The sequence below is a fragment of the Flavobacterium limnosediminis JC2902 genome, assembly GCF_000498535.1.
In the GTDB taxonomy this organism is placed as follows: domain Bacteria; phylum Bacteroidota; class Bacteroidia; order Flavobacteriales; family Flavobacteriaceae; genus Flavobacterium; species Flavobacterium limnosediminis.
The window spans coordinates 93,254-107,894 of sequence record NZ_AVGG01000001.1 but is presented as its reverse complement, the minus strand read 5'-3'; the positions used below and the strand labels follow the sequence as shown (position 1 = coordinate 107,894).

Here is a 14,641-nt window from a genome sequence, read left to right as displayed (position 1 = left end):
ATAAGAAATACGATGAAAAAAATACTTTTGGGCTTACTTATTTGTTTGAACTCTTTTGTGCTGACGGCCCAAGAGAGTGAATTGACATGGCATACCAACATCGATAAAGCAATGGAAATTTCAAAAAAGGAAAACAAACCTTTAATGTTATTCTTTACCGGAAGCGATTGGTGTGGCTGGTGCATTCGTTTGCAAAAAGAAGTTTTCTATAAGAAGGAATTTGTAAAGTGGGCCAAAGACAATGTGGTACTTGTGGAAGTGGATTTTCCCAGAAAGAAACAGTTAGAGCCAACTTTGCAGCAACAGAACAATTCTTTGCAAGGCGCCTTTCAGGTGCAGGGATATCCAACGGTTTGGTTCGTGAATGCCGATACTAAAGAAGGGAAAACCAATTTTACACAATTAGGAAGAACCGGTTATGTGGCCGGTGGTCCGGAAGCATGGATTTCCGGCGCCAATCAAATTTTAGCTAACAATAAAAAAGGATAATCAGATGAGAAAAATGTTGTTTGCCGTACTTTTCGTTTTGGGAAGTTTGGCGGTACAGGCTCAGGAAGCCGAAGTGAAGTGGATGTCGCTGGATGAAGCACTTGCGTTACAGAAAAAAAGCCCTAAAAAGGCAAAACCAATTTTCATGGATGTGTACACTGATTGGTGCGGACCGTGTAAAATGTTGGATAAGAATACGTTTCATGATCCGAAATTTGTGGAATTCATCAATGCGAATTATTACCCCGTGAAATTTAACGGAGAAGGAAACTTCGAAGTGACTTACAAAGGAAAAAAATACGCCAACCCGGGTTATGATGCCAACCGCAAAGGAAGAAATTCGGCTCACGAATTCACTAGTTTCCTGCAGGTTCAGGGTTATCCTTCGATGTACGTTTTTGATAAATCAGGCGAAGTGAAAGCGCCGATCGTTGGTTACAGAACCGCCGATCAGGTTATCGAAGAACTAAAGAAAATTTAATTAGTTTTCAATTTTATAGAATCCCTTTTCGGCAGTGGCATGAAAGGGGATTTTTTTTGTTCCGCAAGTGGCTTTCCATCTGCTTATATAACTTTTATAATTTGTGGCATCGGCAATGATTACTTTCGGCTGAATGACTTCAATTAATCTGTTGAGATTGATTTTTGGCGATTGCGTTAACAGAAGAATGTCGGGTTTCTGTTTAAGGGTATAGATTCCGAGACTGTCAATCACCAATATTTTTTGTTCTTCAAATAAAACCACATTTTGAAGCGGGCGGATTTCAATGTCCAGGTTGAAGTTCCCGCGGTTGTAGGATTTGAGATTCTGATTTTTCTGTGGCAGCGTGTCGTTGGTATAAACCCGTATTAGGTTGTTCCGTTTCTCCGTCAATAACGTACTTTTTTTGTTGTTGAAAACGATGAATTCACTACCTTGTTTTGTTTGCCAGAGTGTGCTTAAAATCAAAATTTGTAAGGTAAAGGAGCTGCTTAAGAATAAAATCAGTTTCCGAAATTCTTTTTCGTAAAGCCAAAGTACCAAAGTGATGAGCATGAGATAAAAAAGCACCAATAGTGAAAATGAAAACGGAATGTCTTTAATTACAAACGTTTTAAAGGAAGCAATCCATGCAATGTACTCATTCATCAGTTCGATAGTAAATCCGAGCAACTTTCCAAAGACTATCGCAATATTCGGTACAATGAAATTTAACGCTAGCACGACAATCCCCAAAATCAAAACAAAACTCGAAAGCGGAATCACCACTAGATTGGCAAGGAAAAACAACAAAGGAACCTGATGAAAGTAATACAGACTCAACGGTAAAACCCCAATTTGTGCCACGAAAGAAATTGTGAGTACATCGACAAAATAATTGACCACTTTGTATCTTGAAAGTTTTAATGACTTGTAAAAAGGCTGTAGCCAAACTATCGAAAACACCGCGATGTAACTCAGTTGAAACCCCACATCAAAAAGTAAATTCGGGTTGAACAGCAGGATAACCAGCATGGAAACGGCCAGTATGTTGTAAATGTTTCCCGATTTATTCAGATACAAACCAAAACTGATAATACTGAACATTACTACTGACCGCACCACGGAGGCGGATAAGCCGGATAACAGCGCAAATACCCATAAAAAGCCTACTACAATCAGAAATTGTAACAATTTCCCATTTTTTATTCGGTTTAAAGGTTTTATGAAAAATAACAGCATTGCATATAAAATGGCAATATGCAAACCTGAAATGGCCAGAATATGGATAACGCCTGCCTCAGTGTAATTTGTGGTTGTTTGTAGATCCATATCCTGCCGTTGTCCGAGTAACAGAGCATAAATGATGTTGTTTATATCCTTCGAAAATTGATGGATTTTGAAACTGTGGAGTAATGTATTCCGATACACCTCCACATAATAATCAAGATTGTGTTCCGATCCGGTTTTACGGTAATTCTCCGGTTTCAGATACAACTGATGGTACACGTTTTGCTTTTCTAGATAAGAAGCATAATCAAACTGATAGGGATTAGATGATTTTACAACAGGTGTCAATTCGCCTTTAATCAGCAGTCTGTCTCCGGAATGAAATTGTTTTGACTGTTCTTTTTTGGAAACCGTCAACAGGATTTTTCCAAACGCGTTCTTTCCGTTCAGGGCATCGATTTTGAAATAGTATTTTTCGGCGTAAGCATTGGGTTTCAGCCTTTCGGAGATTGTCCCCGTAAGCATATCGGATTCGGACGTATAATGACTGTAATGGTTTTTATATCCGGGATGATGGTGAAGAGATTGTGTCAGCATCCCGATGGAAAACGAAAGCACTAAGGTTGAAAGGGCAAAGTGTTTTTTCTGGAAAAAATGCTTATTTGAAAGACGGTATAGTACTCCGAAAACAACTGCCACGGTCAGGTTTCCGAATGCTAGCCAAAGGATGTCAACCCGCCAATGAAAATTGACAAGTATGCCCAGAGCAAAAAACAGGGTTATTGTAATTGTAGGAAATCTTATTACTTTCATGATATCGAAGATAACAGAAAGAAATAAAATAAAAAAGAAAATTCTTACTTTTTTAAAAAAAGAATTTATTTGCCCTACATTATTTTACAGCCGTATAAATTAAACGTGCTGTTTTTTCGCTGGCACCTTCGCCTCCCAATTTCTCTTCGAGCAAATCGTAATTGTTTAAAACTGCAGAGCGGTATTCGGGATCCAAAAGTTTTTCCAATTCGGTTTTTATTCTTTTCGGATTGCAATCGTCCTGTATTAATTCGGTCACCACTTCCTTGTCCATGATCAGATTAACCAACGATATGTATTTCAACGTAATAACGCGTTTGGCAATTTGATATGAAATCCAATTTCCTTTGTATAAAACAACTTCCGGAACTTTAAAGAGTGCCGTTTCCAATGTAGCCGTACCCGAAGTAACTAAAGCGGCGTGTGCCACACTTAGCAAATCATAGGTTTTATTGGAAATGAAATGCACCTGGTCGTTAGTTAAAAACTGCTGGTAAAATGAAAATTCCTGACTGGGAGCTCCCGCAATTACAAATTGGTAGTTAGGGAAATAGGTCATTACGGCCAACATCTCCGAGAGCATTTTAGAAATTTCCTGTTTCCGGCTGCCTGGTAAGAGGGCAATTATAGGTCTTTCGTCCAATCCGTTTTCTTTTTTGAATTGAGCTGCATCGGTTTTTGGTCGGTTGTGAATGGCATCAATAAGCGGATGGCCCACAAATTCCACCGGAAAATGGTGTTTCTTTTCGTAAAAGTCTTTTTCAAACGGAAGAATCACGTACATCTTATCGACATCACGTTTGATGGCTTTGATGCGATTTTCTTTCCAAGCCCAGATTTGTGGTGAAATATAATAATGGTTTCTGATCCCAAGTTTCTTTGCCCACTCGGCGATGCGCATATTGAAACCCGGATAATCGATATAGATAATCACGTCAGGCTGAAACGAAAGGATATCGGCTTTGCAGATTTTGATATTGTTGAGGATGGTTTTCAGATTCATCAGCACTTCGGCAAAGCCCATGAAGGCCAAATCGCGATAGTGTTTTACCAAGGTTCCGCCGGTTTGCTGCATCAGATCACCACCCCAAAAACGGATTTCCGCCTCGGGATCCTGTTTAAAAATGTTCTTCATCAGATTGGATCCGTGCAAATCGCCGGAAGCTTCACCTGCTATGATATAATATTTCATCTTAAATGATTACTGTTAAAATTGCTAAGAGTATGGTTGCCAAAATTACGCCTCTTGCCATCAGTTCTTTTTCCAGTTTCAGTAAAATAAAGAAAGCGATTAGGTTAAATATGGCGCCAAGGGCAATTAACTTTCCCATGAGTCCTTGTGCGCGAACCGTTTTTAAATCTTCGACAGAACGGGCTTCGGTGAAAAAATATAAAAACAACATGCAGCCTAAAGTTGCCGCTATTAATCCGATTAGTACTCCGATAAACAAATCCTTCTTATTCATTTTTGTAATTTCTTATTCGTATTTATTTCAAATCCCAACTGTTTAGTTGCTGAATGGCGTGATGTGCTGTTAAATCAAACTGAACGGGCACTACAGAAATATAATTATGTTTCAGAGCCCACTCGTCGGTGTCTTCGCCCTTGTCTAAATTTACGAATTCCCCTGTGAGCCAGTAGTACTCTTTTCCCTGAGGATTGACACGTTTGTCAAAGCGTTCTTCCCATACTGCTTTGGCCTGTCGGCAGACTTTGATTCCTTTGATGGGTTTCTTGGGAAGATTGACGTTCAGCACCACGCCTTCGGGCAGGCCTTTTTCCAAAACTTCCTGGACTATTTTCTTAACATAAGGTTTCACCGGTTCGAAATCGGCGCTCCAACTGAAATCCAAAAGGGAAAATCCGATAGCGGGAATTCCTTCGATGCCTGCTTCCACGGCGGCAGACATGGTTCCGGAATAAATGACATTGATGGACGAATTGGATCCGTGGTTGATTCCGGATACACACAAATCGGGTTTGCGTTTCAGGATTTCATGTACCGCGATTTTAACGCAGTCTACCGGTGTTCCGGAACAACTGTATTCGTTTTTCAGCTCCTTATCGATGATGACTTTTTCAAGATGAAGGGTATTGTTGATGGTAATGGCGTGTCCCATGGCTGATTGCGGACTGTCGGGCGCCACCACGATGACTTCACCGATTTCTTTCATTACTTCAATCAGTGCGCGGATTCCCGGTGCCGTAATACCGTCATCATTGGTTACTAATATTAAGGGTTTTTGTGTCATTCCGGCATTATTTTTTTACTTTCGCTAAAGTAAGCAATTTCTAAACGTGTGTTGGTACAATTTTTGATTTTGAAGTTTAACGGTAAAAAGAAACCTTTAACAAAAAATTATTGGAACATTAAGAAAGAGGCTTTCTTTTTTATGTAATTTAGTGAAAAATAGTAATGAATACTTTTTGGCAGTTTATGAAGAGAAATTATAAGATTGTATTGTTGATAATGGCTTTATCTGCAATACTGTGGAGTTTTGTGCCTAATAAAAAAGAAGACCCCGAAAAAGACAAACTTTTGCTGGAGTTGCTTGCTTTTGTTTTGGAAAAGGGACATTACGACCCGATAGCGATGGACGATACGTTTTCAAAAAGTGTTTATAAAGAGTATATCAATGCTATAGACCCATCCAGACGTTTCTTCGTACAGTCGGATATGGACGAGTTCGTTAAATATGAAGCTCAGATTGACGATATGATCAAAAACAAAGATTTGAGATTTTTTGAATTGACATACACCCGTCTTATTGAAAGAATGGAGGAGTCGGAAAAAATCTATAAAGAAGTTTTAGAAAAACCGTTCGATTTCAACAAAGAGGATAATATCAATACGGATTATGAAAAAATGCCGTTTGCCAAAAACAAATCGGAATTAAAACTGCGTTGGGAAAAACAACTGAAGCTTTCGGTTTTGTCTTCAATCACCGATAAACTGAAGCTGGAGGAGGATAAAAAGAAAAAAGATCCGAATTACACCGAGAAGACATTCGCGGAATTGGAGAAGGATTCCCGTGAAACCACGTTGAAATCCCTTAATGAGTATTTTGAGTTTGTTGGCGAACTGGAAAGAAACGACTGGTTTTCAGTTTATCTGAATGCTATCGTGGAGCGTTTCGATCCGCACACTTTCTATTTCGCTCCTGAAGAAAAAGACAAGTTTGACATCAGTATGAGCGGAACGCTGGAAGGTATCGGAGCCCGTTTGGTTAAGAAAAACGACATTACCGAAGTGTCTGAACTGATTCCGGGCGGACCGGCTTGGAGAGGAAAAGAACTGGAGCAAGGGGATTTAATTCTGAAAGTGGCTCAGGGTAACGGTGAACCGGTTGATGTTGTGGGAATGCGTATTGACGACGTGGTAAAGAAAATTAAAGGTAAAAAAGGTACCGAAGTGCGCTTAACCGTGAAAAAAGTTGACGGTACGATAAAGGTTATTTCCATAATCCGTGAAGTGGTGGAACTGGAAGAAACCTATGCCAAATCAAGTGTGGTCAAAGACGGTAATAAAACCTATGGTGTGATCTACCTGCCAAAATTCTATATCGACTTTGAAAACAAAGACAAGAGAGATGCTTTCAAAGATGTGGCTCAGGAAATTGAAAGACTGAAAGCGCAAGGAGTTGAAGGTATCGTAATGGATTTAAGAGACAACGGAGGAGGTTCGCTTCAAACCGTTGTGGATATGGTCGGATTGTTTATCGAAGACGGACCGGTGGTTCAGGTGAAATCCTCAGGTAAAAAGAAAGATGTTTTGTACGATAAGGATTCCCGTGTGCAATGGGACGGCCCTTTGGTGGTTATGGTGAATAATTTTTCGGCTTCGGCTTCGGAAATCTTTGCAGCTGCAATACAGGATTACAAGCGAGGAATCGTTATCGGAAGTAAACACACTTACGGAAAGGGAACTGTTCAGAATGTAATCGACCTGAATCAGTTTGTGAGAAGCAGTTCTTTCGGTGATTTGGGCGCTTTGAAAACAACGACACAGAAGTTCTACAGAATAAACGGTGGTTCAACCCAAAGAGAAGGGGTTTTGAGCGATATCGTTATGCCGGACCGATATTCGTATATCGAAATGGGCGAACGTGATATTGAAAATGCAATGCCTTGGGATAAAATTGATGAAGCTTCTTATAAAGTTAGTAAATCGGCTAGTTTCAGCGATGTAATTGAAAAAAGTAAATCCAGAATGGCAAGCAGTGAGCAATTCAGACTTATTGACGAAAATGCTAAATGGATTAACGAACGTAAAGACATTAATACCTACAGTCTGAATTTTAAAAAATTCAGAGATGAGGAAAATGCTGTTGAAGCTACCGCTAAAAAATTCAAAGGAATTGTTGATTATAAGAGCAATTTGAAATTTACATCCTTACCATACGAGGAAGAGATTTTCAAAAAAGACAGTGTTTTGGCCAACAAAAGAGAAAGATGGCACGAAAGTCTGGCAAACGATGTTTATGTTGAGGAAGCTGTCCGTATTCTTTCGGACATGAAGTCAACCACCGTGGCTAAAGGAACCATTAATTTAAAAGATAAGAAACTTAAATTGGTAGAGGCAAAATAAGTATCTCTGACGTATAAAAAAAAGCCATTCACAAGCGTGAATGGCTTTTTTTTATCTCATTAATTTGTCTAATGCCTTTTGTTCTTTTTCCAGTTGGTGTTGATATTTTTGCTGTTTCTCGGCCAGTTTCAAAAGTTTTTTTCTGGCTTTCAGCTCTTCATCCTTGTCTAATTTGCCTTTTTCCATTTTTCGGTCAAATTTCTTCTGCTCGTCTTCCAGTTCTTCTTTGCAGTCTTTCAGTCTGTCCTTGGCTTTTTCAACATCTTTTTTTGCGTCATCGAGCTTTTCTTTTTCTTTTTCCGTTTTTCTAAGCTCTTTCTCCATTTGAGCCTTTTCTTTTTCGGCCAGTTCTTTTTCTTTTTCTACATCAATTGCTGGTTTTTCGCCAACAGGGATTTTATTTTCGACTGGTTTTACGGGCTCCTGTGAGAATCCCAGTTGGAATCCTAATATAGCCATTATTACAATTAAATTTGGTTTCATTTTCATAGTGACTTATTTTGAATTAATACCTTTACAAATTTATTAATTATTGTACCAAAAATTTACAATTTGCGATAAATCTTATATAAGTGATGTTATGAAATTTTTCAGTTTGTTTTTACTGTTGTCCTTATTTTCGTTCAGGCAAAATGAAACGGGATCGATAATGTGTAAATTTGGTTCATCGGATGAAGAAGCTATCCGTCCTGGGGAGATTGGGGCTTTTTTGTCAACTTCTTTGTTTGATTTTTATCCGACTTCTTCATTGGGTACTGTAATTCATCGTGAAGGCTATTCCTTTTCATATTCGGAACAATTTGAACAGGCCGAATGGGTGGCATACCAATTGTCGGCTTCCGATTTTTCAAATCGTAATTTCAAACGTCCTTTCTTTACACAGGATCCCAAAGTAAAAACGCAATCCGCCGATTGGAGAAATTATAAAAAATCGGGTTACGACAAGGGGCATTTATGTCCGGCAGGGGACAGGAAAAGTTCCTATAAAGCCTTTGAGGAAACATTTTTCACATCGAATATTTCTCCGCAACTTCACGATTTTAACGATGGTGTCTGGAATCGTCTGGAGCAAAAGACGCGTTATTGGTCCAAAAAATACAATGGACTTTATGTGGTAACCGGCGGTGTGTTAAAAGGGAAGTTGAAAACGATCGGTCAGGAAAAGGTTGCCGTTCCGGATTATTTCTATAAAATACTGATGAGCAAAGATGCTAAGAAGATGATTGGTTTTTTGGTTCCGCATAAAGTCTCAAACCAGCCTTTATATGAATTTGTGGTATCGGTTGATGACATCGAAAAAAGAACCGGAATCGATTTCTTTCTGAAACTGCCGGATGCTTCGGAAAACAGGATGGAGAAGTCGAAAGATTATAAAAAATGGAGTTTTTAAATGATTACCATTCGTTTACTTTATTCGCATCCATTTTGATGAAAATATAAAGCATAATGGTAAACGCCCATAAACTGGAACCTCCGTACGAAAAGAAAGGAAGCGGAACGCCAATGGTTGGAAACAGTTTGATAAGCATGGAAATATTCACAAAAAAGTGGGTGAACAAATAAGTCGCCACACAATACCCATAAATCCTACTGAATTTCGTTTTTTGCCGCTCTGCAAGATAAATAATGCGTAAAAAGAGGCAGACAAATAAAAAGATTACCACGGCAGCGCCTACAAAGCCCCATTCTTCACCAACGGTGGTGAAAATATAATCGGTGTGCTGTTCGGGAACGAAGCCACCTTTTGTTTGTGTACCCTCTAGATACCCTTTTCCGAACCAACTTCCGGAACCGATGGCAATCATCGATTGATTTAGGTTGTACCCTTCTTTCTGCATGTTTACATCTTCCCCGATTAAAACATTAATACGGTCTTTCTGGTGCGGTTCCAGGACGGTTTCATAAACATAATCCACAGAAAGAACCGTTGCCGTGATTACGACAAATAAGAGGGCATAAACGATGGGATTTCGGGTTATTCGCGCATTGAGAACGAAATGGATAATCATCACAACAAAAACGAACCCGATCAGGATTACAGGTTTTATGACCAAAGCAAGTATGAACAGCGCTATGCCTATAAAACCGGTCCACAGGTACCAACTCGGTAAGCCTTCACGGTACAGTACGAAGACTAATGACAGAAAAATCATGGCACTACCGGCATCGGGTTGTAATAGAATCAGAAATACCGGAAAACCAAAAACGGCCAAGGCAAATACCTGGTGCTTAAATATTTTTAAATTGATTTGGGTATCACTGACCAACTTTGCCAATACCAGTGCTGTAGCTGTTTTTACGAATTCGGAAGGCTGAAAACCAAAACCACCAAACTGATACCAGTTGGTTTGACCTTTAATGGTTTTACCGAAAGCAAAGAGTCCTAACAATGAAAAGATACCCAGAATGTAAAAAACGGTGGAATATTTTTCAAATATCTTGGCGTCCATCGAAAGAACAATTAAAATCAGCGGAATGGTAAGGAAAATGAAAAGCATTTGTCTTCCGTATATCTGGCTCAAATCAAAAATCGAAGTTTCTTCAATAGGTAACGATGCGGAATAGATATTCATCCAGCCCAGAATAACCAGGATGGTGTAAATTAAAACGGTGATCCAGTCGATGTTGTTTACAACGCTTTGATTTTTCATCTTGTTTCAGCCTTCTTTTTTTTGTCTGTAGTTGTTGTGGTCTTTATGTTGGCATTGTTTTTTTGCGATTTTTCTTTTTCATCCTCCTTTGGAGTATCCGAAGTTTCATTGCCTTTATTATTTTCCTTAACCTCTATTTTTTTATCTTTTGGTTCGAAATAAAAACCATTAATGACTTTATCATATTCGTCCTTAAGGCTTCCTTCGAGCATACGTCTTTCAAGATCCGGTCTGGTAATGGTGTCTTTTTTAATGTACTTTTCAATCATTAAACTCGAAATCGGACCTGCCCAGCGGGACCCCCAATACCCGTTTTCCACCAAAACTGCAATGGCAATTTTAGGGTTTATCCTCGGCGCAAAGGCAACGAAAACAGAGTGGTCTTTTAACTGAACGCGTTTTCCGTTAATCTTTGTGAAGTTTTCCGCGGTTCCGGTTTTACCGCAAATTTCAATTCCTTCCACGCGCAAGCCATCCGCTGTACCAAAGTTGTAAACATCAAATAAACCATTGATAACGGGTTTAAAATACTGTTTGTCAATGGTGGTGACGTGTTTGGTCCGGAATTTTTTGTCGATTTGCTGACCTTTGATTTTCTTAATGATGTGAGGGGTGTAATAATAGCCCTCGTTGGCAACCGTTGCCATCATGTTGGCTAATTGCATCGGTGTCATTAACACTTCTCCCTGTCCGATGGAGTTGGAAATGGTGGTGGTGCTTCTCCAGCCGCCATTAGGATACCAGCGATCATAATATTTGGAAGTAGGAATGTGTCCTTTTCTGCCCGGAGGTAAGTCATAGCCCATGAAATGCCCCAATCCGAAACTTTTCATGTGCCCGCTCCATGCATTCATACCATAGCGCGGTTTTTGGTATTTATCAATAGTCAGTTTGTAAACATTTCCGAAATAAGCATTGCATGATTTGTAAATACCGACATTCAAATCGCGCATACCTCCTCCACAGTGGCATTTCATGAATGAACCCCTGCCATAAGAAAAACCGTGACTACAGCCAAATTGTGTTTTCTCGTCGATAACTCCTTCCTGAAGTCCGACCAAAGCGGTTAAGATTTTAAAAGGGGAGCCGGGAGGGTATTCTGCCAACAAGCCCCTGTCAAATAAAGGCATGGCAATGGAATCGTTGTATAAGGCGGTGTAGTTTTTAGAACGTTCTCTTCCTACTAAAAGAGCAGGATCGTACGAAGGAGCCGTAACCAATGCTAAGATTTCTCCTGTACTTGGTTCGATGGCCACAATTCCGCCACGTTTGTTTTTCATCAAGGCTTCTCCATATTTTTGAAGTTCAATGTCAAGACTTAATGTGATGTCTTTTCCCTGTACGGCAATGGTGTCATAAATGCCTTCTTTGTATGGGCCGATATCTTTATTGAAACGGTCGCGTTGACGGTATTTTACCCCTTTTACGCCGCGTAAAACTTCCTCGTAAGTTTGTTCTACACCCTGCATACCGATTAAGTCGCCGCTCTTGTAGTAAGGGTGTTTTGCAATGATGGCGTCATTTACCTGGGTGATGTACCCGAAAACATTGGCGCCGACTTCCACCTGATAATCACGTAACGATCGTTTCTGAATATAAAAACCTTCGTATTTTCTTATTTTTTCCTGAAAAGCGGCATATTCGTTTTTGTTTAGTTGCGGAAGAAATACAGAAGGTAATCTCGGACTGTAAACGATTGCTTTCTGGATTTTTTTGATGAATTCTTCCTTGGTGATGTTCAATATCGTGCAAAACTCCAAAGTATCAAGGTCTTTCATCTCTTTGGGGATGACCATGATGTCGTAAGAAGGCTGATTGGCTACTAAAAGTTCTCCGTTACGGTCATAGATATAGCCACGTTCAGGATAATCGTAAACAATTTTAATAGCGTTATTATCTGACTTGATTTTGAACGAATCGTCGAGTATCTGTAAATAGAAAAGCCTTGCTATTAGCAGCACCGCTGTAACAACAATCAAACCGGGTAAAAATAACTTTCTCATCGTTTGCTTGGCTTAATTAAGTATATAATTATCACGCAAAGTAGTAGTGTGAATACTGTTGATAACAAAGTTCGCCATAAAATTTCCCAAAAGAAATTAAATCGGAAGATTTCTAACAGATATAAAACCAAATGGTGTAGCAATACCGCAATCAGAATAAACGAAAAGCGTTCGGGAGAAAGTTTGTCGGCTATTTTAACGGTCTGGTATTCATAACTGATACCAAAAGCAAATTTGAATATAGAGGGTCTGAAATAAGCCAAAACAAGACAGGCAGTAGCGTGCACACCTCCCGAATTGCAAAACATATCCATGGTCAGGCCGAGTAAAAAACTGGCAAGCAATAGACCGGCCCTGTTTCCGTTCACCGGATATAACATGATAAATAAAATGTAAGGAAACGGATTTACATACCCCAGGAAGTTGATGTTGTTAAACAGCACTATCTGCAGGGCAAGCAATACCACAAACCGGAAAATATTTAGGAGAAAGGTACTATTCATCGGGTTTTGTTTCTTCTTCTAATTTAATGATTTCCTTGCGTTTTACATTTTCTATCACATAAACGTGGCCTAAATTCGTCATGTCGTTGAACAATCGGATATTAATGGTATAGTAATTTGTAGTTTTATCGATGAATATTTTGTCAATTTTACCAATCGGAATGTTCTCAGGGAAGATTACCGAACGGCCCCCTGTTACAATAGTGTCGCCTTTTCGAACGGTTGCCAGTCGTGGGACATCAATTAACTGGGCATAACCTACATTTTTAGCATTCCATACTAAAGAACCAAAGTGATTCGATTTCTTTATCTTCGCATTGATCTGCGATTTCAGGTTTAGAATACTTTGTACAGTTGAAAAATTCTCACTTGTTTTTTCAACAATGCCGACAATGCCCAAACTGTTTACTACACCCATGTCGGGTTTAATACCTTTTTTATATCCACTGTTAATGGTGATGTAATTCTCCGGTACATTGAATGAGTTATTGATCACCTTCGACTGGATTACCTTAATATCCTCATAGCCTCTCGGAATCAATTCGGTAGAAGCGATAACCGTGTCGGGTTTGTTATACAGTAATTGTTTCAGATAAGCATTTTCCTTGGCAAGGTCGTTATTTTGCGTGCGCAAATGGAAATATTCCTTCACGTTATTAATACGCTGATAAACTCCTCCGGTCACATCGTTAGCGGAACTTACAAATTGGCTTCTGTGATAAGAATGCGACTGGATGGTAAGTGTTAACGAGGTTATCAAAAGCAGCAAAAACAGCAATCGGATGCTGTTTTTAAATATAAAATTAATTATTTGCTGCATGTATTATTTCGTTATTTGATAAGAATACTTCTGAATTTTTGTAGGTTTTTAAGTGCCATTCCGGTGCCTCGTACAACTGCTCTTAAAGGGTCTTCAGCAATGTAAACCGGTAGGTCTGTTTTTTGTGAAATTCGCTTGTCCAGTCCTCTTAGCATCGAACCTCCACCCGCAAGATAAATACCGGTGTTGTAGATGTCGGCTGCTAATTCCGGTGGCGTTTGGGACAGGGTTTCCATAACCGCATCTTCAATACGCTGAATGGATTTGTCAAGCGCTTTGGCAATCTCACGGTAGGAAACGTTTACCTGTTTTGGTTTACCCGTTAAAAGGTCACGTCCCTGTACTTCCATGTCATCCGGCGGCGTGTCCAAATCTTCGGTCGCGGCTCCGATAGCAATTTTGATTTTTTCAGCAGTAGTTTCTCCAACAAAAAGGTTGTGCTGGGTTCTCATATAGTAGATAATGTCGTTGGTGAAAACGTCACCGGCAATTTTAACCGATTTGTCACACACGATACCTCCTAAAGCGATAACTGCAATTTCTGTGGTTCCTCCACCTATATCGACAATCATGTTTCCTTTCGGCTGCATGATGTCAACCCCGATACCGATAGCCGCAGCCATCGGTTCGTGGATTAAGTATACTTCTTTTCCGTTTACACGTTCACATGATTCTTTTACCGCTCGCATCTCCACTTCGGTAATTCCGGATGGGATACAAACCACCATACGAAGTGCCGGTGTAAACATTCTTTTCTTTAAGGCCGGAATGCTTTTAATGAACATGCTGATCATTTTCTCCGACGCATCGAAGTCGGCAATAACCCCGTCTTTTAACGGACGTATGGTTTTGATATTCTCGTGGGTTTTACCCTGCATCATGTTCGCTTCTTTACCAACAGCAATAATCTTACCCGTGATGCGATCGCGGGCAACAATAGACGGACTGTCAATAACAACCTTGTCGTTGTGGATGATTAAGGTATTTGCTGTTCCAAGGTCAATTGCGATGTCCTCGGTCATGAAATCAAAAAATCCCATACTCAAAAGAGGGTTTAATTTATTTATAAATAATTAGCCTACA

General features: G+C 39.6%; 14 protein-coding genes. 4 read left to right on the top strand and 10 right to left on the bottom strand.

Going from position 1 to position 14,641, the window contains the following annotated elements; all coding sequences use genetic code 11:
• Positions 1–12: 12 nt before the first annotated feature.
• Positions 13–489, top strand: coding sequence for a thioredoxin family protein (locus FLJC2902T_RS00495; protein ID WP_023577815.1), 477 nt, complete (start codon positions 13–15; stop codon positions 487–489).
• Positions 490–493: 4 nt separating this feature from the next.
• Entirely contained in the window at positions 494–970 is a 477-nt protein-coding gene (locus FLJC2902T_RS00490) for a thioredoxin family protein (protein ID WP_023577814.1), read from the top strand.
• Here the strand turns inward: FLJC2902T_RS00490 and FLJC2902T_RS00485 are convergent, their stop codons facing one another.
• The 4 genes from FLJC2902T_RS00485 to surE all read right to left on the bottom strand — a co-directional run bounded on the left by FLJC2902T_RS00485 (position 971) and on the right by surE (position 5,245).
• The gene (locus FLJC2902T_RS00485) at positions 971–2,992 is read right to left on the bottom strand and encodes a ComEC/Rec2 family competence protein (protein ID WP_035676551.1); all 2,022 of its coding nucleotides are present in this window, start codon (positions 2,990–2,992) and stop codon (positions 971–973) included. It abuts the gene before it with no gap.
• Positions 2,993–3,071: 79 nt separating this feature from the next.
• Positions 3,072–4,184 carry a lipid-A-disaccharide synthase gene (lpxB, locus tag FLJC2902T_RS00480; protein WP_023577811.1) on the bottom strand — a complete coding sequence of 371 codons (1,113 nt, stop codon included), beginning with the start codon at positions 4,182–4,184 and terminating at the stop codon, positions 3,072–3,074.
• Position 4,185: 1 nt separating this feature from the next.
• On the bottom strand, positions 4,186–4,458 hold the full coding sequence (locus tag FLJC2902T_RS00475; protein ID WP_023577810.1) for a hypothetical protein: 273 nt from the start codon (positions 4,456–4,458) through the stop codon (positions 4,186–4,188).
• A gap of 22 nt (positions 4,459–4,480) precedes the next feature.
• A complete protein-coding gene (surE, locus tag FLJC2902T_RS00470) occupies positions 4,481–5,245 on the bottom strand; it encodes a 5'/3'-nucleotidase SurE (protein WP_023577809.1) in 765 nt (254 codons plus the stop codon).
• Positions 5,246–5,409: 164 nt separating this feature from the next.
• Here surE and FLJC2902T_RS00465 point away from each other — a divergent pair, with 164 nt between their 5' ends.
• Positions 5,410–7,581, top strand: a complete 2,172-nt coding sequence (locus tag FLJC2902T_RS00465; protein ID WP_023577808.1) for a carboxy terminal-processing peptidase — start codon at positions 5,410–5,412, stop codon at positions 7,579–7,581.
• 51 nt (positions 7,582–7,632) lie between these two features.
• Here the strand turns inward: FLJC2902T_RS00465 and FLJC2902T_RS15660 are convergent, their stop codons facing one another.
• Positions 7,633–8,070, bottom strand: a complete 438-nt coding sequence (locus tag FLJC2902T_RS15660) for a hypothetical protein (protein WP_023577807.1) — start codon at positions 8,068–8,070, stop codon at positions 7,633–7,635.
• Positions 8,071–8,230: 160 nt separating this feature from the next.
• Here FLJC2902T_RS15660 and FLJC2902T_RS00455 point away from each other — a divergent pair, with 160 nt between their 5' ends.
• Complete coding sequence (locus tag FLJC2902T_RS00455; RefSeq protein ID WP_023577806.1) at positions 8,231–8,971, top strand: DNA/RNA non-specific endonuclease; 741 nt, start codon at positions 8,231–8,233, stop codon at positions 8,969–8,971.
• Positions 8,972–8,975: 4 nt separating this feature from the next.
• Here the strand turns inward: FLJC2902T_RS00455 and rodA are convergent, their stop codons facing one another.
• The 5 genes from rodA to FLJC2902T_RS00430 are packed head-to-tail and all read right to left on the bottom strand — an operon-like array spanning position 8,976 to position 14,598.
• The gene (rodA, locus tag FLJC2902T_RS00450) at positions 8,976–10,232 is read right to left on the bottom strand and encodes a rod shape-determining protein RodA (protein WP_035676549.1); all 1,257 of its coding nucleotides are present in this window, start codon (positions 10,230–10,232) and stop codon (positions 8,976–8,978) included.
• Complete coding sequence (gene mrdA / locus FLJC2902T_RS00445) at positions 10,229–12,235, bottom strand: penicillin-binding protein 2 (RefSeq protein ID WP_023577804.1); 2,007 nt, start codon at positions 12,233–12,235, stop codon at positions 10,229–10,231. Before mrdA ends, rodA begins: the two co-directional genes overlap by 4 nt.
• A complete protein-coding gene (locus tag FLJC2902T_RS00440) occupies positions 12,232–12,738 on the bottom strand; it encodes a hypothetical protein (protein ID WP_035676546.1) in 507 nt (168 codons plus the stop codon). The genes mrdA and FLJC2902T_RS00440 overlap by 4 nt, the downstream gene beginning before the upstream one ends.
• Complete coding sequence (gene mreC / locus FLJC2902T_RS00435) at positions 12,731–13,558, bottom strand: rod shape-determining protein MreC (protein ID WP_023577803.1); 828 nt, start codon at positions 13,556–13,558, stop codon at positions 12,731–12,733. The genes FLJC2902T_RS00440 and mreC overlap by 8 nt, the downstream gene beginning before the upstream one ends.
• 11 nt (positions 13,559–13,569) lie before the next feature.
• A complete protein-coding gene (locus FLJC2902T_RS00430; protein WP_023577802.1) occupies positions 13,570–14,598 on the bottom strand; it encodes a rod shape-determining protein in 1,029 nt (342 codons plus the stop codon).
• Between the last annotated feature and the right edge of the window lie 43 nt (positions 14,599–14,641).

Excerpts from the sequence above, each read along its gene's own strand:
- FLJC2902T_RS00495 (WP_023577815.1), top strand. The coding sequence starts at position 13 with ATGAAAAAAATACTTTTGGGCTTACTTATTTGTTTGAACTCTTTTGTG.
- FLJC2902T_RS00490 (WP_023577814.1), top strand. The coding sequence starts at position 494 with ATGAGAAAAATGTTGTTTGCCGTACTTTTCGTTTTGGGAAGTTTGGCG.
- FLJC2902T_RS00485 (WP_035676551.1), bottom strand. The coding sequence starts at position 2,992 with ATGAAAGTAATAAGATTTCCTACAATTACAATAACCCTGTTTTTTGCT.
- lpxB (WP_023577811.1), bottom strand. The coding sequence starts at position 4,184 with ATGAAATATTATATCATAGCAGGTGAAGCTTCCGGCGATTTGCACGGA.
- FLJC2902T_RS00475 (WP_023577810.1), bottom strand. The coding sequence starts at position 4,458 with ATGAATAAGAAGGATTTGTTTATCGGAGTACTAATCGGATTAATAGCG.
- surE (WP_023577809.1), bottom strand. The coding sequence starts at position 5,245 with ATGACACAAAAACCCTTAATATTAGTAACCAATGATGACGGTATTACG.
- FLJC2902T_RS00465 (WP_023577808.1), top strand. The coding sequence starts at position 5,410 with ATGAATACTTTTTGGCAGTTTATGAAGAGAAATTATAAGATTGTATTG.
- FLJC2902T_RS15660 (WP_023577807.1), bottom strand. The coding sequence starts at position 8,070 with ATGAAAATGAAACCAAATTTAATTGTAATAATGGCTATATTAGGATTC.
- FLJC2902T_RS00455 (WP_023577806.1), top strand. The coding sequence starts at position 8,231 with ATGTGTAAATTTGGTTCATCGGATGAAGAAGCTATCCGTCCTGGGGAG.
- rodA (WP_035676549.1), bottom strand. The coding sequence starts at position 10,232 with ATGAAAAATCAAAGCGTTGTAAACAACATCGACTGGATCACCGTTTTA.
- mrdA (WP_023577804.1), bottom strand. The coding sequence starts at position 12,235 with ATGAGAAAGTTATTTTTACCCGGTTTGATTGTTGTTACAGCGGTGCTG.
- FLJC2902T_RS00440 (WP_035676546.1), bottom strand. The coding sequence starts at position 12,738 with ATGAATAGTACCTTTCTCCTAAATATTTTCCGGTTTGTGGTATTGCTT.
- mreC (WP_023577803.1), bottom strand. The coding sequence starts at position 13,558 with ATGCAGCAAATAATTAATTTTATATTTAAAAACAGCATCCGATTGCTG.
- FLJC2902T_RS00430 (WP_023577802.1), bottom strand. The coding sequence starts at position 14,598 with ATGGGATTTTTTGATTTCATGACCGAGGACATCGCAATTGACCTTGGA.